This window comes from Paenibacillus lautus (assembly GCF_050482385.1).
GTDB classification, from domain to species: Bacteria; Bacillota; Bacilli; order Paenibacillales; family Paenibacillaceae; genus Paenibacillus_AQ; species Paenibacillus_AQ lautus_B.
This window is the reverse complement of sequence record NZ_JBCNHV010000005.1, coordinates 179,557-206,236: the sequence shown is the minus strand read 5'-3', so window position 1 is coordinate 206,236 and position 26,680 is coordinate 179,557. Positions and strand designations below refer to the sequence as shown.

The following is a 26,680-nucleotide window of genomic DNA, read 5'->3' as shown; positions in this document are numbered from 1 at the left end:
ATCTTTAACTCATCCATATTTGATATCGTGAAAACCGTGCTACAGCGCGGTTTTTATGCATGTTCGGGAAGGGTCTGAGCGATCTTGCTGAAATAATGGCTTGCTCTGAAATGCTTTTCATCATTTACAATATGGTTACTGGCTAGAATATACGGAAGAGAGGCGAGTTTCATTGAATAAGAAAATCATATTTTTTGATATTGACGGGACGCTGCTGGATCATGAAAAGAAGGTTCCGGCTACAACGAAGGAGTCCATTCAAGAGTTAAAGGAAGCCGGGCATATCGTCGCCATAGCGACAGGGCGCGCTCCTTATCATTTTGAAGAGCTGCGGGAAGAGCTCGGTATCCATTCTTATGTCTGTTTGAACGGTCAGTATGTGGTTCATTAAGGCAAACCGATATATGGAAATCCATTAGCACAAGACGCATTGCAGCAGCTGACGGAGAAAGCCGTGGAGCTTGACCATCCGATCATTTATGCCGGCAGTGAATCCATGAAGATGAACGTAACTGAGCATGTTCATATCGATTCCAGCTGGGGGGAACTGAAACTCACGATCCCGGAATATGATCCGGAATATTACTTGGGCAGAGATATTTATCAGGCCATTGTATTCTGCACGGAGGATGAGGAAGCGGCTTACGTGAACAGATTCAAAGGGCGGTTCGATTTCGTTCGATGGGGTCCTTATGGAGTCGATGTGTTGCCGTTTGACGGATCCAAAGCCGGAGGGATCAAACAATTGATTCAGCTGCTACAGATCGATCTGGAAGATACCATCGCATTTGGCGATTATCTGAATGATCTGGAGATGCTGTCGTACGTGGGCCACGGTGTGGCGATGGGCAATGCGCCGGAGATTGTCAAGCAGGCGGCTAGACATGTAACTCGCGATGTTGATCAAGATGGGATCAAGCACGGACTCCGCATGTTGGGCCTGCTGGGAATGGAAGCGAAGGAGATCGTGTAGTTTTTTTGATATAAAAATTATGCAGCGTGTCAGTCTTCGCTCCTCGCCGGGCGTTAAGGACTGGCATGTTTTCGGTTTTGAAGCACCTTTTTTGAAGCGGCAGGTTTGACGAAGGAAACAGGGGCTTGTTATTATTAATAACTAGTAGTGACCCGCTTTATGGTGTAGAATCATCTGGCGGAAAAATACCGGAACAGGTGGAGACCTTATGTCAGCCGATCAAACACAACATCTTATAACAAGTTGGCTATCTTTGACGCAGATTCAGGCGTTGATCACCAACGAACTGGAACAAACACTTCAGCAGAAACACGATTTATCGTTGAATGAATTTTACGTGCTGTTATTTCTGTCTGAGGCTCCCGAGCAAAAATTGCGACTTCAGCAGCTGCAAACGATGGTGGGGCTGAGCCAAAGCGCGATGTCGAGGCTGGTCAGCCGGTTTGAAGCCAAAGGCTGCGGGGCGATGCAAAGGGCCATATGCGAGAATGACAGAAGAGGAATTTATACCTCGCTGACCCCCATTGGCGAAGAGAAGCTACGCAAAGCCAAGAGCACGGTTCAACACGTATTGGAGCAGCAGTTCGCAACGCCTAAATTGAAGCATGGGCTTCAGGAAGTTTTAAAGCAGATCAAAGGTTAGACGTATTTTCAAAACAACCATTCTTGACGAATGGCTTTTATTTTGATATTTTGAATGCATGCGCATGCATTTATAGAACGCGAATTTTATTAGGATAGAGGGAGCGTGCTTCAATGGAACATTTATTCAGTCCATACAAATTGAAATCTTTAGAATTGAAAAACCGGGTGGTTATGCCTCCCATGTGCCAGTACTCCGTAACGAACAAAGACGGTATTGCTACCGATTGGCATTATTTGCATTATACAAGCCGGGCGATTGGCGGAACGGGACTCGTTATCGTGGAAATGACGGATGTGGAACCGGATGGCCGCATTTCCGATTATGATCTTGGATTATGGTCGGACGATCAAATTCCGTCACTGGCTCGTATCGTGGATGCGATACACCAGCAAGGCTCGAAAGCAGCAATCCAGATTGCGCATGCCGGCCGCAAAGCGGAGGATGCTGAAACACCAGTGGCACCGTCGGCTATTCCTTTTGACGAGAAATCCAAAACGCCAAGGGCTCTTACAACGGAAGAAGTCAAGCAGATGGTGGAGAAATTTCGCTTGGCTGTAAGACGTGCGGTGAAGGCCGGTTTTGATGCGATTGAATTGCATGGGGCCCACGGATATCTGATCCATCAGTTCCATTCCCCATTGACTAACCGGAGAACGGATGAGTACGGCCGGGATTTAACCAAGTTCGGCAAAGAAGTCATTCAAGCTGCAAAAAGCGAAATGCCTGCGGACATGCCATTAATCTTGCGGATCTCTGCAAGAGAATATGTAGCCGGCGGTTATGGTATCGAAGAGAGCATCGCGTTCTCCAAGGAATATCAAGCTTCAGGCGTTGACATGTTCCATATCAGCGCAGGCGGTGAAGGACCGATTGCGGCGGAAGGAAGACCGGGCACTCATGTAGCCTATCAAGTTCCGCTTGCCCGGCAGATTAAAGAAGCGCTGCAAGTACCGGTCATTGCCGTTGGCCGCCTGGATGAGCCTGCTTTGGCGAATGCGGTGATCGGCAACGAAGACGCGGATCTCGTCGCTGTGGGCAGAGGGATGCTGCGCAACCCGTATTGGGCATTAGAGGCCGCAGCTGTCCTGCAGAAGGAGACGGCAATTCCGACACAGTATCAGAACGGATTTCCCAGAAAATCGAGATAGGCAAGCAGATGAAGATATATCTGCCAACGGATTATAGGGAGATTGGCAGATCGGTTCCCTGAAAGTGTGAACATCCTAAGGAACCCTGTAATGGGTTGAGCGTAAATAGAGAAGGTTATCTTATGGTCCGTCACGGCTGTAGGATAACCTTTTTTTGCGTACAAGGAGTTGCTCGAATTTGGTAGCCATCAAACTTAGCAACCGTTAACATGAGGTAAGTTAAAATAATTTTCCGAAATCATTAATGGTTCATTTACATTAGTGTGTGTCATACAGTATAATAATTTCAGGAGATGATGATATGCCAGAGGATCAAGACATTTTAAACAGTATGGTGCAGGAGCTTCGGCGAGGTACGATCATCCTTGGAGTTCTCAGTCAGTTGTCCGAACCGCAGTATGGATATTCATTAGTGACCATATTGCAGGAGAGGGGGATCAACGTGGAAGCGGGTACGCTCTATCCGTTGCTGCGACGGCTGGAGAAACAAGGCTTGCTTAACAGCGAGTGGGATACGAATGAAGCCCGGCCGAGGAAATATTACATCATAAGTCAGACAGGTAAGGATATATATCGTAAGCTCTACCATGAATGGAAAGAGATGATGACAAGTCTTGAGGGACTTGTGAATGACAAGGGGGACTAAGGCGATGGATCTGATTAACAGGTATATTTATGCGGTGACCCAGAAGCTGCCCGAATCGCAGCGGGCGGATATTGAGAAGGAGCTTCAAGGACTCGTCGAAGACATGCTGGAAGACCGGGGAGTCGGCGGAGAGAGCGCTAGTTTGGAAGAAGTAGAGCAGGTGCTGCTTGAGCTCGGGCCGCCGGGGGAAATGGCAACCAGATACAGAGGAAAGGAAAGGTATCTCATTGGTCCCGGTTTGATTGACAGCTATTGGTCCGTCTTGAGGATCGTTATGTATTCGATAGCCGTTGCTCTTGGGATCGTCTACATCTTTGATTTCTTTATAAGCACGGAACCCACTGCCGAGAAGCTGCTGGAATACCTTGTCTCGCTGCTTAGCGTAGGAATCCACGGATTTGCTTGGGTAATCGTTATTTTTGCCTTTATCGAATACCGCGGGGCTCGCCAAGTCTCCAATGATCCATGGAAACCCTCGGAATTGCCTGCAATTCCGGAACCAGCCGCTCGGATTAAACCGATCGAGCCTGTGCTCGGCATCCTGTTTTCCGTGCTGTTCTTCGTCCTGTTCACGTTTTCCATTAACCTGATCGGTGTTCATCGATTCAATGAAAACTCGATCGCCATTCCGGTGTTTGAACAGGCTGCCTTTGCCAAGTATTTGCCGCTCATATGGTTTCTTACCGCCTTCAGCATATTCAATGAAGCCAGGAAATTGATCACAAAAAAGTGGACGCCGCAGATTGCCTTCATGCATGTCATATTTAACGTTGCTTCCGTTATCGTTGCGGTGATCCTGTTCTCCGATATGACGATTTGGAATCCGACATTCATGGATCAGCTCGTTCAATCAGGCCTCGTAACACCGGGAGATGAAGCGTATGATACCGTAAAATCAATTTGGGATCGATCCAGAGAAGGCCTCGTTTACATCATTGTGGTCATTGCCCTTATTGATACCGTATCTGTCGGGATGAAATGGTTCCGGGGAAAGGAAGGAAATACGGCGTTAACCAAGTAAAGAGAAAAGTGTTGAAGCAAAGGGTGTCCCAACAGATCTTCGATCTGGCGGGATGCTCTTTTTTGTTGTTAGGAGGAATCACAGGCACTACGCACAAATCGTTCCTCCTCCACTTTTGCCGCCATTAACGAGCCAACTTTCCTCCGTCATCGTGTATTAATATGGTTGGCTAGACCATGAACGACACGCGACCCATCGGATAAGCATAGGATATGGAACGACGCAAATAATTTTTTTGACAAAAATGTGAATGATATGTGTCAAAATTATGTACAATGGTGTTATAATAAAGTAAGAGTTGAATGAAAACCCTTACACAATGAACGGAGCTGATTATGATGAAATACGCAATCCATTACTCTACGAGAATGAAAGACGTTATATTGTTTTCCTTTGTTATTAGCATTATCCTGTTTCAGGTAGCTACCTTGACCGAATATTCCTATCCTGTCCTATTCTATATGCAGATGGTGGTGAACGTCGTTGTTGTTGCGGCACTAGCGATTGAAGGATATGCCCGATTGGTGAAACGGGAAGTGAATATTCAGGAGAATTCGGATACGATTACCATCAATGGCGTAGAAATTCATGCCGACCAGATTCGTGAGATCAAGGTTTCCGGATGCCATAAAGCCGCATTCCAAATCAACCTCAAGGACAAAAACGTGAATCCGATGTATTGCTGCTTTAAATTTGAAGAGAAGAATTGTGAAGGGATTCGGAGTCTAACGCGTTGGGCCGAGCGGAATCAGGTTTCCTTACGTAAGGTCGGACCGCAAACCCGTTCCGGTATGGTTCTCTCGTCTAGCAATTAATATGCCGAATTTATATCATGAATAGAAGTGCCTGAACCATCGATGAACGGGTTCAGGTGCTTCTTTGTTTTGGTTAGAGATGTATGCAATGACCGTTTGTATTGTTATCCCGGCGTATTGTCATGGACCCTCTGTAACTTAAGGGAACCGAAAGTTTAACCCATGTTAAGTTCCTGTTTCGATGCAGGTTAATTTCGTCAGATATACTATGGATAATATTGAGTTGGCATACATGAGGAGGTTTGAAAATGGTAGATGTTTCGAGATTCCTGTTAAATGGGGAATATCGCAAGCTGTACGAGCTGTTTGGGGAGGAATTGCGTTTACTCGTAACGGTCGAACAATTTGAAGCGATGGCAGAGGAATACACGGCAGGCGTAAACGCGTTCCATATCACCATGGACGACACGCTCAACAGGATCCGAATGATAAACTGGATGGATGATAGCGGGCAAAAAGGCATTCAAGCGATGATCGATGAAAAGGGGACGGTTGGAGGGCTTATGTTATCACCTATTGAGAGATTTCCTGAATCGGATGCCAAGCAAACAGACTCCGTTTTCCGACTTCCTTTTAACGGACAATGGTACGTGTTCTGGGGCGGCGAGAATGTTGTGGATAATTACCATTACGTCGAGGAAAGCCAGCGGTACGCCATAGACGTCATAAAGACTGAGAACGCGATGTCTTATAAAGGAGATCCCGCCAAGAATGAGAGTTACTTTGCGTTTGGAGAAGAGATTCTTGCTGGTGCCCGTGGGAAGGTGGTGAGTATGGAGAATAACATCATGGACAATGAACCAGTGGGTATGACAAACGAAACTGAACCCGTCGGTAACTATGTCATCATCGATCATGGAAATTCAGAATATAGTCTATATGCACATTTAAAGCAGGGATCGGTATGCGTGAAGGAAGGCGCTGAGGTCGAAGCAGGCGATCTGATAGGTCGATGCGGCAATTCCGGCAATTCAACCGAAGCTCATTTGCATTTTCAGGTGTCGGATCATCCGGATCTGTTTAGGGTCAATACGAAGTCTCTTCACATCAACTGGTTTGGCCATATCCAGGTGAAACGAGGCCAAATTGTATATGGCGGGGGTTGAACATTAGATCAAACAAAAAGCATGGGCCTGAAATCTCGGCCCATGCTTTTTGTTCTATATATTAATAAGTATGCGCTCATGTTCATGTTAAGTTTGCTACTTAGCTGCTGCAGCCGCCGCCACAGCCACTCCCGCAAGAGGACCCGCTGCTGCAGGATGAACCGCTGCTGCAAGAGGATCCAGATCCATCGCCTGATGACCCATCGCCCGAATCCGATCCACCAGACCCGCATGCCGATGCGTAGGTGCAGGAGGAACTGCTGCTGTTTTTATGAAGCTCACGTTCATCAGGGATCATGTGGTCACCAAATTGTTCTGGTGCGTTCCAGGCAAAATAGACGGCCGCTGCCAGGAGCACATCGCTATTCCGGAAATTGACCAGCTTCTCATGACGCGCCGGCTCCTCTTGGGCGGTTCGAACCCGATCCTGCAGATCCAGGATGATTGCATCGATGGCCGTACGCGCTGCAGGGATCTTCTCGTAGGTCCAGGCATTGAAGCGCTTCTGGCCATGATTCACGGTGAAATGGCGAGAAGTATAGACCTCCAGCTCTTCGCGCGGCAGCGGGACGCGAAAGAAAGCTCCCCATAGCTTGGCGCTGTATTCATGCCAACCAAATAATTGTACATATACCGTATCAAACCACGCGCGTTCATTCGGAATAGGCACATGCTCGCTTCCGGTATTTGGAGCGTGGTGAAGCATTTTGCCAAGAAAGCGTTCCGAGAATTGTTGGTATTCGTATGTATACATCAACATTTCATGCCATACTTCATCCACGTCTTTGCTGAACATTGGGACACGATCCAGCACGGCGCACATCATGAAGAACCGTTTAAGCTCCTGCCATCTCCATTCATACTCCTGTTCGGACAGATTCGGATGCTCACTCATTACTCGTTGCTTCAGCATGCTCTGATAGGTGTGGGGCAGCGCAGCCTCCAGTTTGCCGACAAGCTCACTCGCCGGGCTTCCTGCCTTGACGATCGGCGGCAGCTCGGGTATTTTCCCGCGTCGAAGCTTATTGCCATTTGGGAGTGACTGGCTGCTCTGTTTGCGCAATGAGCGTTTTACGAAAAAAGAAATAATCCATACATCCACCGCAACGAAAAGAATAATCAGTATCCAGGTTGTTGAATTCATACCGTGTTCCTCCTGTCTTTTTAGTGTTTGGAGGTGGGTTTATTCATTCTCTCCTGAATAAATTATTGCAAATGTTACGAGGGTTGGCAATTGAAATTGAAAATCGATTATAACTTGAAAATAGGGACTTCTTTATGATACATTCCGTGTGTGTCTAACGTTTTTTGATCATGCAGCTGTGATCTTGGTGGGTGGCAATTACGTTTACTTTAGGAGCATACATATGTTAACAGGTTGGAAACTATCCGTAATAGGTATTATTATTGTAGGCATTACCGGCATCGTTGCGTCTATTACCGGTCTGATCGAGCCTGGCCGGGCGATTGCACTTTTCGTTGTATTCGTACTATTTATCGGGGCGCTGGAGCTGCTGGAACGAATCAGGAGCCGCAGAAAGAAGAAGGGGGAAGTGCAATCTTCCAAATAAACATGTAAAGACAGCAAGGAGGGAGTTTGTGAATTGGGTAGCCGTACAGCCGTACTACAAAATCAACCGAGTCGTGGATGGTATCGAACAACGGACGGAAGAGCAGGGGCGGGAGATGTTCCTGTACGAGGATCGCATCGTAACGAAATACCGGGAGTTCCCCATCAAGCAGGTCTTTGACCTGTCGTATCGGTCGATGGGAGACGGCGGTGGTTTCTTATACTTGCACACCCAGCAAGGAGTGTATTCGTACACGGTGAAGGATGATCCGGGTTCTTTCATCTCGGCATTTAAAAATCTCTAATGGCATGATCCATAATAAAACTGGTCTCAGGTCCAGTTCATATCCTCGCCTGCAGCACGTTTGCGAAAACTACGTTGTCATATAAGCTGATACTATTCTAGGGACGGATAAGGGGGGCAGGGGTGGATACGCTATTGAATTTTATAGAACAGATCGGGCACTACGCATTATTCGTCGTATTGTGCCTTGGATTGGTCGGTCTTCCTGTGCCTAATGAAATCGTGGCAATGACAGGCGGCGCGTTAGCGGCATCCGAGATTTTAACGCCGTTTCCGTCTTTTATCATGACGTTACTTGGTGTGTGCTCGGGATCGACGGTAGGTTATATGCTTAGTCGCTTTACCGCGAGCAAGCTGTTAAACCGCGCCCAGGAAAAGTCGAAAATCCGCCAGTTTCTTAATGTATCCGAACGGTTGACCCGCCAATACGGCAATTACGCCATATGCATTAGCGCTTTTTTGCCCATCTTGCGCAACGTGACTCCCTATGCGGTAGGCATGAAAGGAATGCCGTATCGCAGATTTGCGATGTATTCGTATTCCGCGTCCTTTGTATGGACCATCGGTTATTTCTCTTTAGGCATGTTCGTCGGAGATCAGGTCGTCGATCATATTGGAGCCCTCATTAACCGGTACGGATATTATGCAGCGGGAATCGTCGTGGTGCTGGTCATCCTTCTGATCATTTCGCGAGTGATTCGAAGAAATAAACGAAGCAATGAGAATAATGAAATTCAGTTTCACGGATAAATGCCGCATGTCTGTGAATTAGGGCTCATCCGGCAAGGGCTCGGGTGATGTTCGAATGATTCTTACGTATTCTCGTGGTAAGAACCATGGGGTTTCTTGAATTTGATAAACTCTGGTTGACGTGTTTTCTTGTGGATAACTGGGATGTGTACGAGTATTTGTTACGATGGCGGCCGCCAAGATAACGAGAAAGATGAAAGCGCAAACAACCGCTTTTTTGATCATCATGGGAACCACTCCTTTATATACAGTGATTTCCTGATTGTCCCGTTTTCATTCCAACATACCCTTTGACAAAGTTTTGATCTCAAGATATACTGTTTTTCAGTGTGATTCGAAAAAAATACCATATGGTTTTACCTGGAGGAGCCTGCCAACAGCGGGCTCTTTTTGTGTTTTTTTGGACTTATGCCTAAATAATGGGGAAATACTACTAATGAAGGAAAAATCGGACTATAGGAGGAGTAGACTTTGTCTTTGCTGCACATCGCCGTTATGGCACCTTTTATCGTAGCGCTTGTGGTTATGTTGACTTACAAGCTCATCGGCCGTGTTCACACCGGATGGGTGATTTTGCCGGTACCGGTTGTCCTGTTCGCCTATTTTTTGGGGCTTATCCCAACCATTCAGGGAGGTGAGCAGCTTCAAGCTGTCCTGGAATGGATTCCAAGCGTGGGAATAAACTTTACCGTTTATTTGGATGGATTAAGTTTAATTTTTGCACTATTAATATCTGGTATTGGTTCGCTCGTTGTACTGTACTCCATCTTCTACATGGACAAGAACAAGGAAGCCGTTCATAGATTTTACATCTATCTGCTTCTGTTCATGGGCGCCATGCTTGGTGTTGTGCTTTCGGATAACCTGATGGTGCTGTACGGCTTCTGGGAACTGACAAGCATCTCGTCATTCCTGCTGATTGCATTCTGGCATCATCGCGACCGCTCCAGATACGGAGCTTTAAAATCCATGCTGATTACCGTATTCGGCGGACTTGCCATGTTTGCAGGGTTTATTCTCCTTTATATCATGACAGGCACCTTTTGCGTGCGGGAGATTGTAGCGAATGTGGGGAGCATTGCGGGAGACGCGCTGTTTATCCCGGCCATGATTCTGATCCTGCTGGGAGCATTCACCAAATCCGCGCAGTTCCCGTTCCATATCTGGCTGCCGGATGCGATGGAAGCACCGACTCCAGTTAGTGCTTATCTGCACTCCGCTACGATGGTCAAGGCCGGAATCTATCTGGTGGCCCGTTTTAGTCCGGTGTTTGCCGGGCAAGCCTCCTGGTTCTGGATCATAGCGATTACGGGCCTGACCACGCTGATCTATGCCTCGATTCGCGCGATCAAGCAGACGGACCTAAAAGCACTGCTGGCATTCTCCACCATCAGCCAATTGGGGCTGATCATGAGTTTGCTCGGTCTTGGCTCTGCCGCAGCTTATTATGGAGGCGGCGTGGACACGCTGCTCTATACGAAAGCAACGACAGCCGCCATCTTTCATTTGATGAACCATGCTATATTTAAGGGCGCTTTGTTTATGGTTGTCGGTATCGTCGATCATGAGACGGGCACCCGCGATCTGCGGAAACTCGGAGGTCTGATGTCGCTCATGCCAATCACGTTCACCGTGGCCGTCATTGGTGCATTTTCCATGGCCGGTCTGCCTCCGTTTAACGGATTCCTGAGTAAAGAAATGTTCTTTACGGCGGTCCTTCAAGCGTCTCACATGAATTTCTGGAATGCCGAGACCTGGGGTGTGCTGATACCGGTCGTTGCCTGGATTGCCAGCGTGTTTACGTTCCTGTACAGCATGATCCTGGTCTTTAAAACCTTCACCGGACGCTTCCAGCCTGAAAAACTGGAGAAGAAGCCGCATGAAGCACCGCTGGGGATGCTGATTCCCCCGGTTATTCTGGCATCGCTGGCCATTGTGTTCGGGTTGTTTCCGAACCTGCTGTCTCATGCGCTCATTGAACCGGCGATGGCCGCCATTCATCCCGGGCTGCTCGTGGCAGAGGATCGTTTCCACGTGCATATCGAGATGTGGCACGGGTGGACAACGGAAATTTTCATGACCATCGGAATCATTGTTCTCGGTACCGTTCTGTATAAGCTTCACGGCAGAGCGCGTATCTTGAATACAACGCTTTTCAAGCGATTCACATTGAACAACCTGTATGACGGGGGATTGCGAGTCCTCGAAAGAGGCGGCAAATCGCTGACCTCCACTTATATGACAGGTTCACTCCGTCATTATGTGATCTATATTTTTGTATTTTTCATAGCCGTTCTTGGCGGGGGGCTTCTGCTGGTCGATCATATTGGATTTGATATGACGGACTACGCACCGATGTCCTTCTATGAGGCAGTTGCCATCCTTGGTCTGGTTATCCCGGTCATTGTGCTTCCGTTCGTACGGACACGACTGATGGCCATAATATTGACAGGTGCTGCCGGCTATATGGTGACCTTGTTCTTCGTTCTGTTCCGGGCTCCGGATTTGGCGCTGACCCAGATGGTTGTCGAGACGGTTTCCGTCATGCTGTTCCTGCTCTGTTTCTATCATCTGCCGAAGCTGAAGCGGGAGAAGATACCGATGAGCCTGAAGTGGAGAAATTTGCTCATTTCGGTAGGCGTCGGTGCTGTCGTGACCTTGATCGCATTGGCTGCGAGCAGCGGCAGAACCTTTGACTCCATTGCGGATTACTTCATTAAAGAGAGCTACCATTTGGCCGGCGGTAAAAATATCGTCAACGTCATTCTGGTGGACTTCCGTGGATTTGATACCTTGCTTGAAATTACGGTTCTCGGCATAGCATCCCTTGGGATTTATGCCTTGATTAAAATCGATTTAGGTGAAGGCATTTTGGGCGAACGGGATCGTTTTGAAGGGGCATATCTCCCTAACAGCAATGATGTCATACTGCGCACCATATCCAGGGTGGTTATCTTTATCGTCGTAACCTTCTCATGGTTCCTGTTCAATTCGGGACACCATGAGCCGGGTGGAGGATTTATCGGGGGGCTGATGACTTCAGCCGCACTGGTTCTGTTGTCGATGGCTTTCGGCATGGATATGACCAGGAAAATCGTACCTTTCGAATTTCGAAAGGTTACGGCTACTGGACTTGCGATTGCACTCCTTACAGGGATCGGCTCCTTTGCTTTTGACGCACCGTTTTTAAGTCATTCCTTCGGTTACTTCAACCTGCCGTTGCTCGGGGAAACCGAGCTGGCTACTGCGGTTCTCTTCGACCTCGGCGTCTATTTAGCCGTCGTTGGCGTGACGATGACCATCATCAATTCGATTGGGAGGGATAACTGACCATGGAACTTTATATGTCGCTTGCCATCGGGATTATTTTTGCGGTTGGGATATACCAGATCTTATCCAAAAGCTTGCTGCGGATTATTCTCGGTACTTCCCTGTTAACCCATGGTGTCCATCTGCTGCTGCTCACCATGTCGCGGCTGAAGACCGGTGCTGCTCCGCTGCTTGGCGAGAAGGCTTCATCCTACGTTGACCCCGTTCCGCAAGCGTTGATTCTGACATCCATTGTCATCAGCTTTGGCGTCACATCGTTCTTCTTCGTACTGGCGTATAAAGCGTATCAACGCTTGGGCACGGACAACATGGAGGAGCTAAGGGGGATGGATGATGAATAATGTAATTGTTCTTCCTCTCCTTATTCCGCTGGTTACAGCTGTTATTCTTATTTTCTGTTCCAAATATGTTCGTGTTCAGCGTTGGATCAGTGCGGTTAGTATCGCAGTCAACCTGCTTGTGGCGTTGTTCATTGTAAGTCAGGTAAACCATGAGGGCATCCAGACACTTCACATGGGTGGATGGCAGCCGCCGTATGGAATCGTATTTGTGGCCGACATGCTCGCGGCACTGCTGGTGCTTACAACGTTGATTGTCGCGGCTGCCTGTTTGTTCTATTCTTTCCAGAGCATCGGGGAAGAGAGAGAGAAGCATTACTTCTATGCTTTTTTTCAATTTTTGCTGGCTGGCGTGATTGGATCGTTCCTCACAGGGGATTTGTTTAACCTGTTTGTCTGTTTTGAGGTTATGCTGATCGCTTCCTACGCCTTGATCGTGCTGGGCGGCACCAAGCGCCAGTTGAGGGAAACCTTAAAGTACATGCTGATAAATATTATTTCATCCACCTTGTTTGTTGCAGCCGTTGCTTATTTATACGGCACAGTCGGCACGTTGAATATGGCGCATCTGTCCCTGCGCGTGGCCGAAGTGCAGCAGGATGGAATCTTATCGGTCATCGGTCTTCTGTTCCTGATTGTATTTGCACTGAAGGCGGGTTTGTTCCTGTTCTTCTGGCTGCCCGGTTCCTACAGTGCACCTCCAGCGGCAGTTACGGCTTTGTTCGGCGCGCTGCTTACGAAGGTTGGGTTATATGCGATTATCCGTACGTTTACGTTGATCTTCTATCACGATACCGGCGGCATCCATGCCGTCATCGGCTGGATGGCTGCGGCAACGATGATTCTGGGCAGTTTGGGCGCGGTTGCGTATAAGGATCTTGGACGGATCCTGAACTACAACATTATTATCAGTGTCGGTTTTATCGCTTTCGGCATAGCGACGGCATCTTCTGATTCCTTGAACGGAGCCGTATTCTACTTGATGCATGACATGATAGCAAAGGCGCTGCTCTTTATTCTGGGCGGTATCATCATCGCCAGTGCAGGCGCGAACAAGCTGAGCGAGATGGGCGGGCTGATGAAGCGCCATTCTTTGGTGGGATGGATGTTCTTTATCGTTGCACTGGCTCTGGTCGGCATCCCGCCCCTTAGCGGCTTTCTTGGCAAAGTCCTCATCGTTCGCGGCGGATTGAGCGGAGGCCATTATGTGCTAACGGGACTGGCATTGGCATCAAGTTTGGCGGTATTGTATTCCTTGATCAAAGTGTTTATGGGGGCATTCTGGGGCGAATCACCTCGACTCCAAGAATCGAAACCGGTCAGAATCCACAAGACAGCTTATGCGGCAGCTATTGGGCTAACGGTTATGGTGATTGTCCTTGGGGTGGGTTCGGAGTGGATATATTCCTACACCTCTCAAGCAGGCGCCGTATTATCCGATCCATCACTATATATTAACGCTGTATTAAAGGAGTAGTGGATATGGGCCATCAAATTCTGTTAAATATCATCATTGCCGTTGTCTGGATGTTCCTGAACAATAATTGGTCCCCCCAGCAATTGATCATCGGGTATCTGATCGGAATCCTGCTGATTTATCTGCTGCGACGCTTCTGGCCGCACGATTTCTATTTGCGCAAGCTGTGGTCCATCATTCTGCTGCTGCTCTTGTTCCTAAGGGAACTGTTAAAATCGAGCATCACGGTAATTGGACAGATCCTAAGACCGAAGCTGAATGTTCGTCCAGGCATCTTCGCCTACTCAACCGAGCTGAAATCCGACTGGGAGATTACGGTGTTATCGTGCCTGATCTGCTTGACGCCAGGAACGCTTACTCTGGAAGTGTCTCGCGATGGTCAGACACTGTATATTCATGCGATGGATATTGAAGATGTCGAAGAGCTGTCGAATCAGATCCGCGATACCTTCGAACGCGCGATCAAGGAGGTGACCCGCACATGATTCATAGCATCCTGATTGCCTCTCTGGTGATTTTGTCCCTGGCTATTCTGGGCTGCTTGTACCGGTTAATCAAGGGACCTTCCATGAACGACCGGATCATGTCGCTGGATACGATTGGAATTATACTGTTGTCCATGATCGCTGTTCTGTGCATGCTGTTCCGGACAACCGTCTATTTTGATATCATTCTGTTGATCGGGATACTGACGTTTATCGGAACAACTGCGCTTGCTAGATATATCGAGAGGGGTGATGTCATTGAACGCACAAACGATGAGTCAGATCGGTGAGTTTCTGATCGCTCTGATGGTACTGCTTGGAGCTTTACTTGGTGCCTTGAGTGCATTTGGCCTTATCCGTCTGCCGGATGTTTATATGAGGTCTCATGCAGCAACTAAAAGTGCTACGCTAGGCGTCCTCTTGATTCTTGCAGGCGCATTTCTGTATTTCACCTTCTACCTGGAGCATGTCAGTGCAAAACTGCTGCTGGGAATTGTATTCGTATTTATTACGGGGCCGGTAGCGGGTCACTTGAATGGGAGGGCGGCGTATCGATCCGGCGTGTCCATGTGGGAGAACAGCGTTCACGATGACCTTAAGCCTGAACTCAAGCGCGAACGTGAGCGGATGCGCGCTTCCCAGAAAGGGGAGCGCTCCGAGAAGGGATGACCGAACAGGGAGTCCCAGACTGACATATTGACAACTGACAAAATGGGCTTTCCATAAACTTGGGAAGCCCATTTTTTTGTTAAAGCTTGGTCAGTGGGCATCACCATGGTAGAATTGACCAAAATCTATTCGAAATGCTTGGGAATGAACGTTAGCACTTCCAGCAGAATATGAACAAGGAGAACATCTACAGATGATTTTAGAGCAAGCTGATATGAAACTTAGAGAGTTATCTTCCTTTCTTGCAAGATTAAATGGGATTCGTCATCATCATGTCGGATACTGCGGTGAACAGGAAGGCGAGATTTACAACACGCTTCAGGCGGAGTTCACGGAGAATGGCGAACTGAGCAGTCAAAAATTCACCGTCATATATGATCAAGATCAGATTGTGGGGGCATTGGGATTCGATGTTGATGAAGAAGAACGGTCCGCTGAATTATGGGGACCTTTTATCAGCGCGGAAGGTGAGCAATGGAATCGATTGGCGGAGCAGCTATGGGATACAGGGACCTCGAAGCTGGAAGGCTGCGTAAATCGTTATTACGGTTTTTATAATGTGGATCATCAATCCGCTGCACGCTTTATGGAAGACAAAGGGGGGAGAAAGTCAGGAGAGCATCATGTTCTACGAATCCGAAAATCGGCCCTTTTAAAGGATCGCCTTTCTGAACTCCAGGATTTCACATCCGAGTATGCGGATGAATTTGTGAAGCTGCATGGTACGAATTTCCCTTATACCTATCTCAGCGCTCAGGATATTATGCAGCAGCTGGATGAGGATCACCGACTCTTTATGCTTACGGAACAAGGACAGCTCGTTGGCTATGTTTATGTGGAAGGTGAACCCGAATTTAAGGAAGGCAGCATTGAATACATCGCCGTATCCGAAAATTTCCGGGGGAAGGGCTATGGCCGGGCACTTCTTGACCAAGCACTTCATTATCTGTTCCATATCGTACAGCCGGAAGACATCTCGTTATGCGTGGACCAGAGAAATGAAGGCGCGATCCAGCTGTATCAACGTGCGGGGTTCGACGCGGTACATAAACTGGCGGCTTACGTATTGGAGTAAGATGGGTTTGTTCCGCATCTAAGCACGTCTACTATAACAAGACCCGCTAGTCCCGGTTGCAACGGATAGGCGGGTCTTGTTATGAATTTAACGCTTTGTCTTTTTGTTGCTTATCACGATACTTCCCGGATGATCTTCATGATGGTAACGTTTTTCCATCTTTTTGCCGGTTAACCACAGCAGCCATAGGACAACGACTGCGATAAGAATACGCCAGGGCTGTGTTATAAAAGCTTGCCAGTCATGTCCGATAAATGCGACCATGAAGATCATTACGGATTTACCCGCCATCACCGCTATCGTAAATGTCGTAGCCGATACCGTACTGAAGCCGGAAGCAATATTGATCAGCGAGGAAGGTGTGAAGGGGAAGCAGTACAGGATGAAGATCGGCGTAAAACCTTTTTCTTCGATCCAATGGAAAAAACGCTGGGATCCCGGCATTCTTTTTTGAATAAGCAATCCCAGCTTGCCGCCCAGCTTGCGAACGATCCAAAACACGGTAATGGATCCAAGGCAAACACCGATCCAGGACAGTAAGAATCCCCACCATAAACCGTAGGCTGCGGAGTTCCCCATGACAAGGACGATAAGGGGCAGTATGGGCAGAAACGCCTCTATAAATGGAAGCAAAATACCAGGAATGGGACCGAGCTGTGAATACTGCTCAAGCCATCCCTGTACTTGATCCATGTCCATTTCCTTTATATGGGTCCATAAATTCTGAAGCCATTCCAACATGATGAGTAAATCCTCTCCCTGCCTAGGGTAAAATTATGTATTTTCTGGTCGATCTCGGATGGAATATATTATAGCATAACGGAAACCAATATTATAAATTGCAGGTATTGGACCGGATGGATGATCACAAATAAAGCTCAAACTCCCCGAAAGGCGTGGAAAGTTTGAGCTATACCAGTTAACGATTTGTTATCCAGAATGGGAGGGCAGGGCAGCTTCCTTGGTTTCTGGATTCGTATCCGGGGGAAGATCCGGCTCGACCCCATTCCAATCGATTCGATTCTTGCTCCGCAGTGACCACACGACCAAGAGAATAATTCCGATGATGACCGAACCAATCGTGACTATATAATTGCCCCAAATAGAAAGGTATTCGATCTCGATGAATGCATAATTCGAAGGCACCACGACATACCGTACCATCTCCAGCCAGGCCAGGTGAAAGCCAATATTCATCCATAGATTGTTGGATACGATGCGGCACAGCTGCAATACCGTACCAAAAGCAATTAAATTGATGATATACTCCACCGTAATCAGATCCCATGTACCTATTCCTATGGCCACCATGAATCCCGTTACGGCGATAGGTGCAAGTACGAATAACACAACCTGAAGGATCAGCGCAAGCCAGCGCGGAAAACGGGTGTTCAGGTTCCGAAACACATAACCGCGGAAGGTTAATTCTTCAGGAAAGGCTTCGTAAAAAAAAGCAATCGGAACGTTGATGAGGATAACGAGCATCGTAGCGACAGGGAAGTGGAATGCCACGATTCGGAGCCACCCGGCGGCACTGCCAATCAGCAAGGCTGCTGCTGTGACCAGGGCAAGGAGACCAATGCCGAGAAGGAAATAACGAAAACCGGAAGGAGGAGAGCTAAGACCAAGTCCGCTCCAGGGACGCTGGTCGACATAACGCCTAAGCAGATAAATCAGCGGTACGGATACACTTGTTGTTACGACTGCAAGGAGGATTTGCAGCCCGAGCGTGGGGATCTCGTAGGAACTCGCTGTCGTGGCTATCACAACCGCTAGTCCGAGCCCTGTAACAAAAGCCAGCCACCCAAGGACGACACGCCAGAACAGGTTTAAACGTCCCTCCCGATCACGGAATGCACGAGAGACACCATGCCTAGCCTTCGATTCAGTTAATGTGCGAATGACAAACTCGCCCCTCTCCTAAGAACACGCTGTGCGTGTTCACGATTCTTTTTGATATTAATATATATAGTATTGGTTCTACCAAGGTGTTCCAAAGAGAGAACCTATTTTTACGAGAGTAGGCATTGCAGAAGCAAACCGAGGAAACTGAAATGTTGTTTATAGTACGTTGTATTAAAAAAAACCGGAAGTGTATAATGGGATTATGCCAAAAATCGTAGATCATGATAAACAAAGACAACGGGTCGCTGAGGCTGCCCTGCGGGTGATTCAGAGGGGTGGACTCGAAAAAGCGACGGTACGCAATATTGCGGAAGAGGCGGGATTATCCGTAGGTTCGCTGAGGCACTATTTTACCAGCCAGGCTGAGCTGTTGACTTTCTGTATGGAGCTTATTATCGAGAGGATTGAAGAACGTTTTTCTTCTCTAGCCTTAAACGGACCCGTCTTAGCGGATGTAAAGCAAGTGTTGATGCAATTTCTGCCGATGGATGAGGATAGGACGATGGAAATGGAGGTGTGGTTGTCGTTTGTTGCCAAAGCGCTAGTGTATCCCGAATTAAGAATAATGACGGATCATATGTACGATGGTTTAACCAAGGCGTGCCATTATGTGGTGGATACCCTGGTTGCCCATAAGCTGGCTAAACCCGAGCTGGATCTTGAATATGAGAAGGAGCGAATATACGCATTGGTGGATGGGTTAGCGATTCATCATATCATGAGGCCACAGCAGCTCGCCAAAGAAAAGATCGAGAGGATTATCGATCAGCATCTGCGTTCCTTATGTCTGGATGACAAGGCAATGGCCTAAAAGTCCTAAGTAACTTTGCGTGTCAACATTGACATGTCATTCCTTTTTTTAATACAATGGTTCTTCGACAGGCACTTCGTGTGAAAAAAGATACAAAAGGAGAATGGCATGGTCAAAAAACACAAAAATCTGACAGTCGGCGAAATTCTGAAACGGTTCATCTTTATTACCATCGGTGCAATTCTGATGGCCGTGGCGCTTGAAATATTCCTAGTGCCCAACGAAATTATTGACGGTGGTATTACCGGTATTTCCATCGTATTATCATCGATTACGCCCATTAACCTGGGTGTGTTCCTGTTCATTATCAACTTACCGTTTCTGTTCATCGGTTACAAGCAGATCGGCAAAACGTTTGCATTTTCCACGTTATACGGGATCGTGGTATTGTCGGTGGCGACAACCTTCCTGCATCACGTAGACCCGTTTACGAACGAGAAAATTTTGGCGGTGCTGTTTGGTGGTTTGGTTCTGGGGCTGGGGGTAGGTCTTGTCATCCGTTATGGCGGAGCGCTCGACGGTACGGAGATCGTCGCTATCCTGCTGTCCAAAAAGCTGCGGATGCCGGTCGGACAAATCATCATGATCATCAACGTGTTTATTTTTATTACGGCAGGGTTTGTATTCGGTGCAGATTCGGCCATGTATTCGATTTTCTCATATTACATAGCGGCAAAAGTGATGGATATTGTGGTAGAGGGCTTGGACGAGTCCAAATCCGTTACGATTATATCCAATGAATATGAAGAAATCTCAAGTGCCATCATGCAGCGTCTTGGCCGCAGCACGACCATGATCTATGCCAAGGGTGGATATTCGAAAGAAGATACACAGATGATTTATTGCGTCATCACCCGGCTGGAGATTGCGAAGCTGAAGACGGTTGTGCAGGAGATTGATAAGAACGCATTTATTTCGATTCAAAATGTCGCGGATGTGCTGGGCGGGAGCATGGCGAAGTCTGATATTCACTAGGGTATAAGCGTACGCACTTATAATAAGTTGATTAACGAACAGCGGTTTTTTGCAGATAGTTCTGCAGAAGGCCGCTGTTTTTTGTGACCGCTATATGTGGTCTCACTCTGAGATAAAGAAAGATTGCCTGAGGCTCTGACAGATCTTCGTAGAAGAGGTCTATCATGAAAGCACTCAGGCAATCCATCTATCATTTCTCATTTCCGTACTTCAAAAAATTCGCATTCATCCCGCTTATGATAGCCGAGCGAACTGACGCTGGATTGTGTAATGACGGTTTCGTCTGTGAAGCGGATGACGAGACTGCCAGAATCAATCAGATGATTGTCCTTGAAGATGCGTATACGGATCTGCTGCTCCATAACTTCCTGAAAGTCCTGGTCGGTTACTAGCGGTCTGACTATCGGCATGGGTCATCCTACTCCTCACGTTTGAATGGTGGATTGCTTGTGAAAACGTCCTATGATAAAGGGGGATTGGTATGACATTTGCGGCAAACAGGGAAGTAGGTATCATTCCCACCAATCAGGATCTGCTCGCCGGCATACACGGGCTTACCGTCAATGACGCGAAGGTTCATGATCGCTTTGCGCTCGCAGAACCAGCAGATCGTCTTCATTTCTTCGATTTTATCAGCGTAAATCAGCATCCAGCGGCTGCCTTCAAACAGCTCGTTCCGAAAATCATTCTTCAACCCGAAGCCCATGACAGGCACATTAAGCTCATCTACGATCCGTACGAGCTGCAGGATGCTGTCCTTGGACAGGAACTGGCATTCATCAACAAGAACGCAGTATGGCTTAGGCTGATGTTCCTTCACAATCCCATAGATGTCGGTCGTATCGGTTACAGGTATTGCTTCCCGGCGAAGGCCGATTCGTGAGGATACATACCCAACGGCATCCCGGTCATCAAGAGCAGACGTAAAGAGGAGCACCGGTTTGTTCTGTTCTTCGTAGTTATGGGCGACTTTCAAAATTTCGATGGATTTACCACTGTTCATGGAGCCGTATTTGAAAAATAATTGAGCCATGCTTTCGTTCCCTTCCTATAAATGCAATGTTGCTTCTTCGCGTTGAGTTGTGCAAAATTCTTACAATATAAGATATGACATGCAGATTATATTGTCGCATTATTGGGCAGCTTTTGTCCATTGCCTGTAAGGACTATATTCTGACATATAGGACTTGGGCGCGGAATGAAAAAAAGGTTTGACAACCTTTACCAGCGGTTGTAATATAACGGCATACCAAATGAATACCGAGATAATCGACCGGATAACTGGAGATATCGCGCATATGAACAAGTACGATGATGGATGGACGTACTTAGACAAGCGCTATATCTCCTTTTTTTTATGAGATAAGAAAGCATAAACTTCAGACGTTTATCATCCTTATCCTGCAAGGAAAAACTTCCACTAAATGTGGTCCGTCTTCTGAGAAAGTAGCTCGAAAGAGGTTTTTGTTTGTCTTTTATACCGAGTAAACAGGTGTGAATAATTATGATATAGGATGGTGAAACGAATGTCAGCGGACACCTTGATTATTCAACAGGTAAATAAAATTTTTCAAGCTCCGACGGGAGATGTTATCGCGCTGAATGGCATTGAGTTGCGGGTTCGAAAGGGAGAATTCATTACGTTAATCGGACCGAGCGGCTGCGGCAAGAGCACCCTGCTGAAAATCGTTGCCGGTCTGGACACATCGTACGAAGGGAGTGTCTTGTTGAATGACAAGCCGATATCCGGTCCGAGCATCGAGAAAGGATTTATCTTTCAAGAGCCGCGCTTGTTTCCATGGCTGACCGTGGAGAAGAATATCGCGGGTAATTTGTCGCTGAAGCAGAAGGACATCCGCAAGAAGGTGGATGAGTTCATCGAGCTGGTACGGCTCAAAGGCTTCGAGAAAGCATATCCCAGGGAGCTGTCAGGGGGGATGGCACAGCGGGTGGCAATCGCCAGGGCGCTGCTGCGGAATCCGGACGTGCTGCTGCTGGATGAGCCGTTTGGCGCGTTGGATGCATTTACACGTTCCCACATGCAAGAGGTGCTGCTCGATATTTGGCAAAATAGCCGCACGACCATGCTCTTTGTTACCCACGATCTGGATGAAGCTGTGTTCCTCGGCGAGCGTGTTGTTATTATGAACCCGAGACCGGGCCACATCCGTTCCATTCTGCCGATTGATCTGCCGTTTCCTCGCAAACGAACCGGTTCCTCCTTTCAGGAGCTGCGGACCAAAGTGCTGCACGAGTTTGAGAAAGTGGAAGAACCGGAGTTTGATACCGGTGCGGGCATTTAAACATGCAGGATGATGCTGAACGTCTAACAGGATAGATGAAAGATAGAAAACAAAGGAGAGAGTTTGAGCATGAAACTGAAGAAAAAGAGTGTAGTCATTATGGTTTTCCTCATCATGTCTGTCTTGGCATCCGGCTGCGCGGGCGCAAACAGCCAGCCCAAGGTTAGCGCTGTAAGGAAAGGAGCGGACGGTAAATACAAAGATCTAACCGTAAGACTCGGGGTACAAGGCAGCGGCGGTTTGTTTGGCAAGGCTCGCGAAGAGAAGTGGTTTGAGGAGGAGTTTGGCAAGTTGGGCGTCAAGGTGGAGTGGTCGGAGTTTCAGAGCGGCCCCCCGATGACCGAAGCGATGGCTTCGAAGCGCCTGGATTTTGCGGGGCTCGGCAATATGCCGATTATCGCTGCCCAGGCGGCAGATATTCAGTTTAAGGTCATTTCCCAGAGTCTGCACGGCCAGAAGAATGTAGCTATCATCGTGCCGCCGGGCAGTTCCGCGCAGACCTTGAGTGATTTGAAGGGCAAGAAGGTAGCGGTGACCAAAGGGAGCAACGCCTTTAACTTCCTGTACCGGGCATTGGCGGATCAAGGAGTCAAGGTGTCCGATATTGAAATCATCCAGCTTCAGCCCGATGAAGCCCAGCCGGCATTCGAATCGGGCAGCGTCGATGCATGGGCAACCTGGGATCCGTATATTACCTTGAACACGCTGACAGGCAAAGGCAAAGTGCTGGTAGACGGCGAGCAGCTTGGCGTTCTGTCACCGTCGTTCAATATCGTGCGGAAGGATTTTTCCGATCAATATCCGGATTTGGTCACGCTCTATCTTACAGTGCTGAACAAAACGCTCGCTTGGGAGAAAGAGAACGAGGCCGAGGCGCTAAAGCGGTATGCCGATGAGCGCGGCATTCCACAGGAAGTCATTCAAGGCACCTTTGACCGTTCAAGGTCGATCAACATTCCGGTGACGGATGCCATTATTGCCGAACAGCAGAAAACGGCCGATTTCCAATTTGAGCAAAAAACGATCCGCAAAAAAATCCAGGTTAAAGACGTGTTTGATAATCAGTACATTGAGGCTGCGTCTAAATAAGAGCAAATCATCTGAATCGGAAAGGGGGTAATCGTATATGCTCCAAGAAGGGATCAGCAAAGGGGCCGTGGTTGTGCCCGCCGAGTCCATACGCCGTCAAAATCGGCTAAACCGCAGGTTCCGGCTAAAGCTTACAAACGCACTGATCGGCTGGCTTGTTCCGCTCTTTATTATCATCGCATGGCAGACCGCGGGAGCTCTGGGCTGGCTCAACCCGATTCTGCTTCCGACTCCGCTCAGTATCTGGAATGAGTTCGTTCATCTAACAAGCACAGGCGAGCTGATCAGGCATCTTGGCATATCATCCTGGCGAGCGCTGCTCGGATTCCTGCTTGGCGGCAGCCTCGGTTTGGCCGCGGGTATATGGGTAGGATTTTCGTACAAAGCCGAGCGGCTTATCGATCCTTCCTTGCAAATGCTGCGGACGCTTCCCCATCTGGCGATCGCCCCATTGTTCATCCTTTGGTTCGGTTTTGGGGAAACCTCGAAAATACTTCTTATCGCCAAAGGCTCGTTCTTTCCACTTTACGTGAACACGTTTCTCGGGATCCGATCCGTGGACAACAGGCTGTTTGACGTAGCACGTGTTCTACAGTTCAGCCGCTGGGACCAGATTCGCAGGCTGATCGTTCCCGCCGCGCTGCCGCATATTTTCCTCGGCATCCGCCTTTCGATCGGTGTTGCATGGCTTGGTCTGGTTGTGGCCGAACTGATGGGCGCAAGCTCCGGCATCGGATATATCATCAATGACGCACGATCCTTCTCGTGGACCACGGTTGTCTTCGTCGGAATTATGGTGTTTGCGATCGTCGGAAAGCTCTCGGATACGCTGGTTAAATGGCTCGAAGGCAGACTGCTGGGTTGGCAGAACAGCTACAAGGGGGATGACAAGTCATGAAAAGTCAAATTACCATCCGTGAACTTGCGGAGAAGGATGGGTTGAAGGTCATACCCAGGCCGCTTCATGCCTGGCTTGTGCCGATCGCGATTGTGGCTTTATGGCAGGCAGCGGGTGGTTTCGGATGGATTTCACCAACCCTGCTGCCTACGCCGCTAACGATTGCCAAGCAATTCGCGATTTTGGGGGCCAGCGGTGAGCTGTGGGAGCATTTTCGGATCAGCATCCTTCGAGCGCTCTCGGGCTTTTTACTGGGTGGTTTGACCGGTCTCGCCTTGGGGGTGTCCACGGGTCTAGGCAAAATGGCGGAGCGTACGCTGGATCCCTCATTGCAGATGCTGCGCACTGTGCCGCTCTTATCGTTGATTCCGCTGTTTATTCTCTGGTTCGGCATCGGGGAATTCTCCAAGATTCTGATGATTTCCCTGGGGGCTTTCTTCCCGATGTATGTGAACACCTTCCTTGGCATTCGGAGCGTGGATGCGAAGCTGTATGAAGTATCAAGGATCTTTCAATATTCCAAGCCGCAGCTGCTCATCCGATTGATCGTACCGGCTGCCTTGCCGAACATTTTGCTTGGCATCCGCCTGTCGCTCGGCGTCTCCTGGCTTGTTCTGGTCGTCGCGGAGATGATGGGGACAAGCGCGGGCATTGGCTATATGATTCAAGACGCCAGAGCCTATTCGCAGACGGATATCGTGTTTGTAGGCATCATTATTTTCGCGATCGTGGGCAAGCTGTCCGATTCCGTGGTGCGTCTGCTGGAATCCAGGCTGCTGAGCTGGAGAGAGACCTATAAGGGCTTCTAGGAAGTTAGGTCGACCATTTATGAAAAGGAGTGTTAACGAAGATGGGAACAACCAACCGCAGAAATCACCAGATGCATCTGGGTGCGTTTATCTATTATGCCGGACATCATCATGCCGGGTGGCGTCATCCAGCATCCGATGTGGAGGGAATGTTTGGAATTGAGCTGTATAAGCAGCTTGCCGCCACAGCGGAGCGGGGGAAGTTCGACATGATGTTTTTTGCCGATTTGCTGTATGTGACCCAGGTTGAAAATTCCGCCTCCGGCATGCTGGACCCGTTGACGCTCTTATCCGCTCTCTCCACCGTTACGAACAAGCTGGGACTGACCGCCACGGTCTCCACAACGTACAATGAGCCATACAACGTGGCAAGGAAGTTCGCTTCGCTCGATTTTATCAGCGGAGGTAGAGCGGGGTGGAATATCGTAACGTCCCAGCTGGATATCGAAGCCCACAATTACGGGAAGCACAAGCATCCAGAACATGGCTTGCGTTATGAAATGGCGCGTGAGTTTGTTGAAGTGGTTACCCGTTTATGGGACAGCTGGGAAGACGATGCGCTTGTGCTTGACCGGGAGTCCGGGAGATTTGCGGATGGAGCGAAGGTACAGCCTGTGGATTTTACCGGACGATGGTATTCCACGAAAGGCCCGCTGAACGTACCCAGGCCGCCGCAAGGCTACCCCGTGCTGATACAAGCCGGTTCTTCCGGTCCGGGACAGGACTTCGCTGCCCAATATGGAGAGGTTATCTTCACGGCTCAGCAGTCCAAGCAGGCAGCGCAGGAGTTTTATGCAAGCGTCCATTCGAAGTTGTCTCATTATGGAAGAGGAAGCGGAAGCCTGAAAATCATGCCGGGCCTGTCGCCTGTCATCGGGTCTACAGAGGATGAGGCACGGTGCAAGGCGCAGGAGCTGCTGGAATTGATTCCGCCAGCGTCGGCGATCACCGTTCTATCCGGGTTCCTGAATTACGACCTGAGCGGTTATCCGCTGGACCAGCCGCTGCCAAGAAACATCCCGGACCCCGTGGCAGCTTCCAACGGCATGAAGAGTCGGGTCCAATTATACATGGATATGGCTTACCAAGGAAATCTGTCGGTCCTGGAGTTAGGCAGAAAGATATTGACCTCGAGGGGCCATATGCAATTTGTTGGGACGCCCGAACAATTAGCCGACATGATGCAGGATTGGTTCGAAGGTTATGCCTGCGACGGTTTTAATATCATGCCGCCGGTTCTGCCGGGTGATCTGGATGATTTCGTGAATACGGTTATACCCGTGCTGCAAGAACGAGGCTTGTTCCGTACTGAATACAGCGGAACGACACTAAGGGAGCACCTGGGCCTAACACGTCCTGACCCCGGACATTTTCGCCGGGAGGTTCACCAGGCAGCCGCGGATGTAATCTAAGCGAGCCGCGATTTTAAAGAACGTTTCGAGTGACCGAGGTTAAGGGGTCATCTTGGAACGTTTTTTATGTATGATAAAAGCCATGTATTAGGCTGGCTGGATTTATTTTTGCTTGCGTTCTTAGC

General features: G+C 48.6%; 28 protein-coding genes and 1 pseudogene. 24 read left to right on the top strand and 5 right to left on the bottom strand.

Annotated features, from left to right (window positions below; translation table 11 throughout):
- The first annotated feature begins 172 nt into the window (after positions 1-172).
- The 7 genes and pseudogenes from ABEW73_RS08590 to ABEW73_RS08560 all read left to right on the top strand — a co-directional run bounded on the left by ABEW73_RS08590 (position 173) and on the right by ABEW73_RS08560 (position 6,355).
- Positions 173-973: pseudogene (locus ABEW73_RS08590) on the top strand (Cof-type HAD-IIB family hydrolase).
- A 208-nt stretch (positions 974-1,181) separates the two neighbouring features.
- A complete protein-coding gene (locus ABEW73_RS08585) occupies positions 1,182-1,616 on the top strand; it encodes a MarR family winged helix-turn-helix transcriptional regulator (RefSeq protein WP_076321961.1) in 435 nt (144 codons plus the stop codon).
- A gap of 113 nt (positions 1,617-1,729) precedes the next feature.
- On the top strand, positions 1,730-2,767 hold the full coding sequence (locus ABEW73_RS08580) for an NADH:flavin oxidoreductase/NADH oxidase (protein ID WP_430164205.1): 1,038 nt from the start codon (positions 1,730-1,732) through the stop codon (positions 2,765-2,767).
- A 301-nt stretch (positions 2,768-3,068) separates the two neighbouring features.
- On the top strand, positions 3,069-3,413 hold the full coding sequence (locus ABEW73_RS08575; protein ID WP_430164202.1) for a PadR family transcriptional regulator: 345 nt from the start codon (positions 3,069-3,071) through the stop codon (positions 3,411-3,413).
- Positions 3,414-3,417: 4 nt separating this feature from the next.
- Positions 3,418-4,434, top strand: a complete 1,017-nt coding sequence (locus ABEW73_RS08570) for a hypothetical protein (RefSeq protein WP_430164199.1) — start codon at positions 3,418-3,420, stop codon at positions 4,432-4,434.
- A 338-nt stretch (positions 4,435-4,772) separates the two neighbouring features.
- Positions 4,773-5,249 carry a hypothetical protein gene (locus tag ABEW73_RS08565; protein WP_430164196.1) on the top strand — a complete coding sequence of 159 codons (477 nt, stop codon included), beginning with the start codon at positions 4,773-4,775 and terminating at the stop codon, positions 5,247-5,249.
- Positions 5,250-5,497: 248 nt separating this feature from the next.
- Positions 5,498-6,355, top strand: a complete 858-nt coding sequence (locus ABEW73_RS08560; protein WP_430164194.1) for a M23 family metallopeptidase — start codon at positions 5,498-5,500, stop codon at positions 6,353-6,355.
- A 100-nt stretch (positions 6,356-6,455) separates the two neighbouring features.
- On the opposite strand, the gene ABEW73_RS08555 is transcribed toward ABEW73_RS08560, so the two are convergent.
- The gene (locus tag ABEW73_RS08555; RefSeq protein WP_430164192.1) at positions 6,456-7,499 is read right to left on the bottom strand and encodes a hypothetical protein; all 1,044 of its coding nucleotides are present in this window, start codon (positions 7,497-7,499) and stop codon (positions 6,456-6,458) included.
- A gap of 223 nt (positions 7,500-7,722) precedes the next feature.
- Between ABEW73_RS08555 and ABEW73_RS08550 the strand changes: the two genes are divergently transcribed.
- From ABEW73_RS08550 to ABEW73_RS08505, 10 genes are all read left to right on the top strand, one after another.
- A complete protein-coding gene (locus ABEW73_RS08550) occupies positions 7,723-7,926 on the top strand; it encodes a hypothetical protein (RefSeq protein WP_098746414.1) in 204 nt (67 codons plus the stop codon).
- Between the two features lie 28 nt (positions 7,927-7,954).
- Positions 7,955-8,230 (top strand): hypothetical protein, encoded by a 276-nt coding sequence (locus ABEW73_RS08545; protein ID WP_430164189.1) that lies wholly within the window; start codon positions 7,955-7,957, stop codon positions 8,228-8,230.
- A 122-nt stretch (positions 8,231-8,352) separates the two neighbouring features.
- Positions 8,353-8,979: a DedA family protein gene (locus tag ABEW73_RS08540; RefSeq protein ID WP_430164186.1), complete on the top strand. Its 627-nt coding sequence runs from the start codon at positions 8,353-8,355 to the stop codon at positions 8,977-8,979.
- 471 nt (positions 8,980-9,450) lie between these two features.
- The gene (locus ABEW73_RS08535) at positions 9,451-12,309 is read left to right on the top strand and encodes a Na+/H+ antiporter subunit A (protein WP_430164184.1); all 2,859 of its coding nucleotides are present in this window, start codon (positions 9,451-9,453) and stop codon (positions 12,307-12,309) included.
- A gap of 2 nt (positions 12,310-12,311) precedes the next feature.
- Positions 12,312-12,650 (top strand): Na(+)/H(+) antiporter subunit C, encoded by a 339-nt coding sequence (locus ABEW73_RS08530; protein WP_071220369.1) that lies wholly within the window; start codon positions 12,312-12,314, stop codon positions 12,648-12,650.
- Positions 12,643-14,124, top strand: a complete 1,482-nt coding sequence (locus ABEW73_RS08525; protein ID WP_430164181.1) for a Na+/H+ antiporter subunit D — start codon at positions 12,643-12,645, stop codon at positions 14,122-14,124. Before ABEW73_RS08530 ends, ABEW73_RS08525 begins: the two co-directional genes overlap by 8 nt.
- 5 nt (positions 14,125-14,129) lie before the next feature.
- Positions 14,130-14,609 carry a Na+/H+ antiporter subunit E gene (locus tag ABEW73_RS08520; RefSeq protein WP_430164178.1) on the top strand — a complete coding sequence of 160 codons (480 nt, stop codon included), beginning with the start codon at positions 14,130-14,132 and terminating at the stop codon, positions 14,607-14,609.
- Positions 14,606-14,899, top strand: coding sequence for a Na(+)/H(+) antiporter subunit F1 (locus tag ABEW73_RS08515; protein WP_076321947.1), 294 nt, complete (start codon positions 14,606-14,608; stop codon positions 14,897-14,899). Before ABEW73_RS08520 ends, ABEW73_RS08515 begins: the two co-directional genes overlap by 4 nt.
- Entirely contained in the window at positions 14,883-15,278 is a 396-nt protein-coding gene (mnhG, locus tag ABEW73_RS08510) for a monovalent cation/H(+) antiporter subunit G (protein ID WP_098746405.1), read from the top strand. Before ABEW73_RS08515 ends, mnhG begins: the two co-directional genes overlap by 17 nt.
- A gap of 193 nt (positions 15,279-15,471) precedes the next feature.
- The gene (locus tag ABEW73_RS08505; protein ID WP_430164175.1) at positions 15,472-16,353 is read left to right on the top strand and encodes a GNAT family N-acetyltransferase; all 882 of its coding nucleotides are present in this window, start codon (positions 15,472-15,474) and stop codon (positions 16,351-16,353) included.
- 87 nt (positions 16,354-16,440) lie between these two features.
- On the opposite strand, the gene ABEW73_RS08500 is transcribed toward ABEW73_RS08505, so the two are convergent.
- Together ABEW73_RS08500 and ABEW73_RS08495 are read right to left on the bottom strand one after the other, a co-directional pair.
- Complete coding sequence (locus ABEW73_RS08500) at positions 16,441-17,094, bottom strand: TVP38/TMEM64 family protein (RefSeq protein ID WP_430164172.1); 654 nt, start codon at positions 17,092-17,094, stop codon at positions 16,441-16,443.
- A gap of 189 nt (positions 17,095-17,283) precedes the next feature.
- Complete coding sequence (locus ABEW73_RS08495) at positions 17,284-18,120, bottom strand: CPBP family intramembrane glutamic endopeptidase (protein ID WP_430164169.1); 837 nt, start codon at positions 18,118-18,120, stop codon at positions 17,284-17,286.
- A gap of 340 nt (positions 18,121-18,460) precedes the next feature.
- Here ABEW73_RS08495 and ABEW73_RS08490 point away from each other — a divergent pair, with 340 nt between their 5' ends.
- Both ABEW73_RS08490 and ABEW73_RS08485 read left to right on the top strand, forming a co-directional pair.
- On the top strand, positions 18,461-19,069 hold the full coding sequence (locus tag ABEW73_RS08490; protein ID WP_430164166.1) for a TetR/AcrR family transcriptional regulator: 609 nt from the start codon (positions 18,461-18,463) through the stop codon (positions 19,067-19,069).
- Between the two features lie 108 nt (positions 19,070-19,177).
- Positions 19,178-20,044: a YitT family protein gene (locus ABEW73_RS08485; RefSeq protein ID WP_430164163.1), complete on the top strand. Its 867-nt coding sequence runs from the start codon at positions 19,178-19,180 to the stop codon at positions 20,042-20,044.
- Positions 20,045-20,241: 197 nt separating this feature from the next.
- Here the strand turns inward: ABEW73_RS08485 and ABEW73_RS08480 are convergent, their stop codons facing one another.
- The gene (locus tag ABEW73_RS08480) at positions 20,242-20,454 is read right to left on the bottom strand and encodes a hypothetical protein (RefSeq protein WP_430164160.1); all 213 of its coding nucleotides are present in this window, start codon (positions 20,452-20,454) and stop codon (positions 20,242-20,244) included.
- Between the two features lie 50 nt (positions 20,455-20,504).
- Positions 20,505-21,077, bottom strand: a complete 573-nt coding sequence (locus tag ABEW73_RS08475; protein WP_430164157.1) for a thymidine kinase — start codon at positions 21,075-21,077, stop codon at positions 20,505-20,507.
- A gap of 493 nt (positions 21,078-21,570) precedes the next feature.
- On the opposite strand from ABEW73_RS08475, the gene ABEW73_RS08470 reads away from it, so the two are divergent.
- The 5 genes from ABEW73_RS08470 to ABEW73_RS08450 all read left to right on the top strand — a co-directional run bounded on the left by ABEW73_RS08470 (position 21,571) and on the right by ABEW73_RS08450 (position 26,555).
- Positions 21,571-22,347 carry an ABC transporter ATP-binding protein gene (locus tag ABEW73_RS08470; RefSeq protein ID WP_430164154.1) on the top strand — a complete coding sequence of 259 codons (777 nt, stop codon included), beginning with the start codon at positions 21,571-21,573 and terminating at the stop codon, positions 22,345-22,347.
- A 69-nt stretch (positions 22,348-22,416) separates the two neighbouring features.
- A complete protein-coding gene (locus ABEW73_RS08465) occupies positions 22,417-23,436 on the top strand; it encodes an aliphatic sulfonate ABC transporter substrate-binding protein (protein WP_430164152.1) in 1,020 nt (339 codons plus the stop codon).
- 37 nt (positions 23,437-23,473) lie between these two features.
- The gene (locus ABEW73_RS08460; protein ID WP_430164149.1) at positions 23,474-24,334 is read left to right on the top strand and encodes an ABC transporter permease; all 861 of its coding nucleotides are present in this window, start codon (positions 23,474-23,476) and stop codon (positions 24,332-24,334) included.
- Positions 24,331-25,143, top strand: coding sequence for an ABC transporter permease (locus ABEW73_RS08455; RefSeq protein WP_430164146.1), 813 nt, complete (start codon positions 24,331-24,333; stop codon positions 25,141-25,143). The genes ABEW73_RS08460 and ABEW73_RS08455 overlap by 4 nt, the downstream gene beginning before the upstream one ends.
- Positions 25,144-25,184: 41 nt before the next feature.
- A complete protein-coding gene (locus ABEW73_RS08450; RefSeq protein ID WP_430164143.1) occupies positions 25,185-26,555 on the top strand; it encodes an LLM class flavin-dependent oxidoreductase in 1,371 nt (456 codons plus the stop codon).
- Positions 26,556-26,680: the final 125 nt, after the last annotated feature.

What these genes read in the sequence shown, in the direction of transcription:
- ABEW73_RS08585 (WP_076321961.1), top strand. Translation starts at nt 1,182, where the DNA reads ATGTCAGCCGATCAAACACAACATCTTATAACAAGTTGGCTATCTTTG.
- ABEW73_RS08580 (WP_430164205.1), top strand. Translation starts at nt 1,730, where the DNA reads ATGGAACATTTATTCAGTCCATACAAATTGAAATCTTTAGAATTGAAA.
- ABEW73_RS08575 (WP_430164202.1), top strand. Translation starts at nt 3,069, where the DNA reads ATGCCAGAGGATCAAGACATTTTAAACAGTATGGTGCAGGAGCTTCGG.
- ABEW73_RS08570 (WP_430164199.1), top strand. Translation starts at nt 3,418, where the DNA reads ATGGATCTGATTAACAGGTATATTTATGCGGTGACCCAGAAGCTGCCC.
- ABEW73_RS08565 (WP_430164196.1), top strand. Translation starts at nt 4,773, where the DNA reads ATGAAATACGCAATCCATTACTCTACGAGAATGAAAGACGTTATATTG.
- ABEW73_RS08560 (WP_430164194.1), top strand. Translation starts at nt 5,498, where the DNA reads ATGGTAGATGTTTCGAGATTCCTGTTAAATGGGGAATATCGCAAGCTG.
- ABEW73_RS08555 (WP_430164192.1), bottom strand. Translation starts at nt 7,499, where the DNA reads ATGAATTCAACAACCTGGATACTGATTATTCTTTTCGTTGCGGTGGAT.
- ABEW73_RS08550 (WP_098746414.1), top strand. Translation starts at nt 7,723, where the DNA reads ATGTTAACAGGTTGGAAACTATCCGTAATAGGTATTATTATTGTAGGC.
- ABEW73_RS08530 (WP_071220369.1), top strand. Translation starts at nt 12,312, where the DNA reads ATGGAACTTTATATGTCGCTTGCCATCGGGATTATTTTTGCGGTTGGG.
- ABEW73_RS08525 (WP_430164181.1), top strand. Translation starts at nt 12,643, where the DNA reads ATGAATAATGTAATTGTTCTTCCTCTCCTTATTCCGCTGGTTACAGCT.
- ABEW73_RS08520 (WP_430164178.1), top strand. Translation starts at nt 14,130, where the DNA reads ATGGGCCATCAAATTCTGTTAAATATCATCATTGCCGTTGTCTGGATG.
- ABEW73_RS08515 (WP_076321947.1), top strand. Translation starts at nt 14,606, where the DNA reads ATGATTCATAGCATCCTGATTGCCTCTCTGGTGATTTTGTCCCTGGCT.
- mnhG (WP_098746405.1), top strand. Translation starts at nt 14,883, where the DNA reads ATGAGTCAGATCGGTGAGTTTCTGATCGCTCTGATGGTACTGCTTGGA.
- ABEW73_RS08505 (WP_430164175.1), top strand. Translation starts at nt 15,472, where the DNA reads ATGATTTTAGAGCAAGCTGATATGAAACTTAGAGAGTTATCTTCCTTT.
- ABEW73_RS08500 (WP_430164172.1), bottom strand. Translation starts at nt 17,094, where the DNA reads ATGTTGGAATGGCTTCAGAATTTATGGACCCATATAAAGGAAATGGAC.
- ABEW73_RS08490 (WP_430164166.1), top strand. Translation starts at nt 18,461, where the DNA reads ATGCCAAAAATCGTAGATCATGATAAACAAAGACAACGGGTCGCTGAG.
- ABEW73_RS08485 (WP_430164163.1), top strand. Translation starts at nt 19,178, where the DNA reads ATGGTCAAAAAACACAAAAATCTGACAGTCGGCGAAATTCTGAAACGG.
- ABEW73_RS08480 (WP_430164160.1), bottom strand. Translation starts at nt 20,454, where the DNA reads ATGCCGATAGTCAGACCGCTAGTAACCGACCAGGACTTTCAGGAAGTT.
- ABEW73_RS08475 (WP_430164157.1), bottom strand. Translation starts at nt 21,077, where the DNA reads ATGGCTCAATTATTTTTCAAATACGGCTCCATGAACAGTGGTAAATCC.
- ABEW73_RS08470 (WP_430164154.1), top strand. Translation starts at nt 21,571, where the DNA reads ATGTCAGCGGACACCTTGATTATTCAACAGGTAAATAAAATTTTTCAA.
- ABEW73_RS08465 (WP_430164152.1), top strand. Translation starts at nt 22,417, where the DNA reads ATGAAACTGAAGAAAAAGAGTGTAGTCATTATGGTTTTCCTCATCATG.
- ABEW73_RS08460 (WP_430164149.1), top strand. Translation starts at nt 23,474, where the DNA reads ATGCTCCAAGAAGGGATCAGCAAAGGGGCCGTGGTTGTGCCCGCCGAG.
- ABEW73_RS08455 (WP_430164146.1), top strand. Translation starts at nt 24,331, where the DNA reads ATGAAAAGTCAAATTACCATCCGTGAACTTGCGGAGAAGGATGGGTTG.
- ABEW73_RS08450 (WP_430164143.1), top strand. Translation starts at nt 25,185, where the DNA reads ATGGGAACAACCAACCGCAGAAATCACCAGATGCATCTGGGTGCGTTT.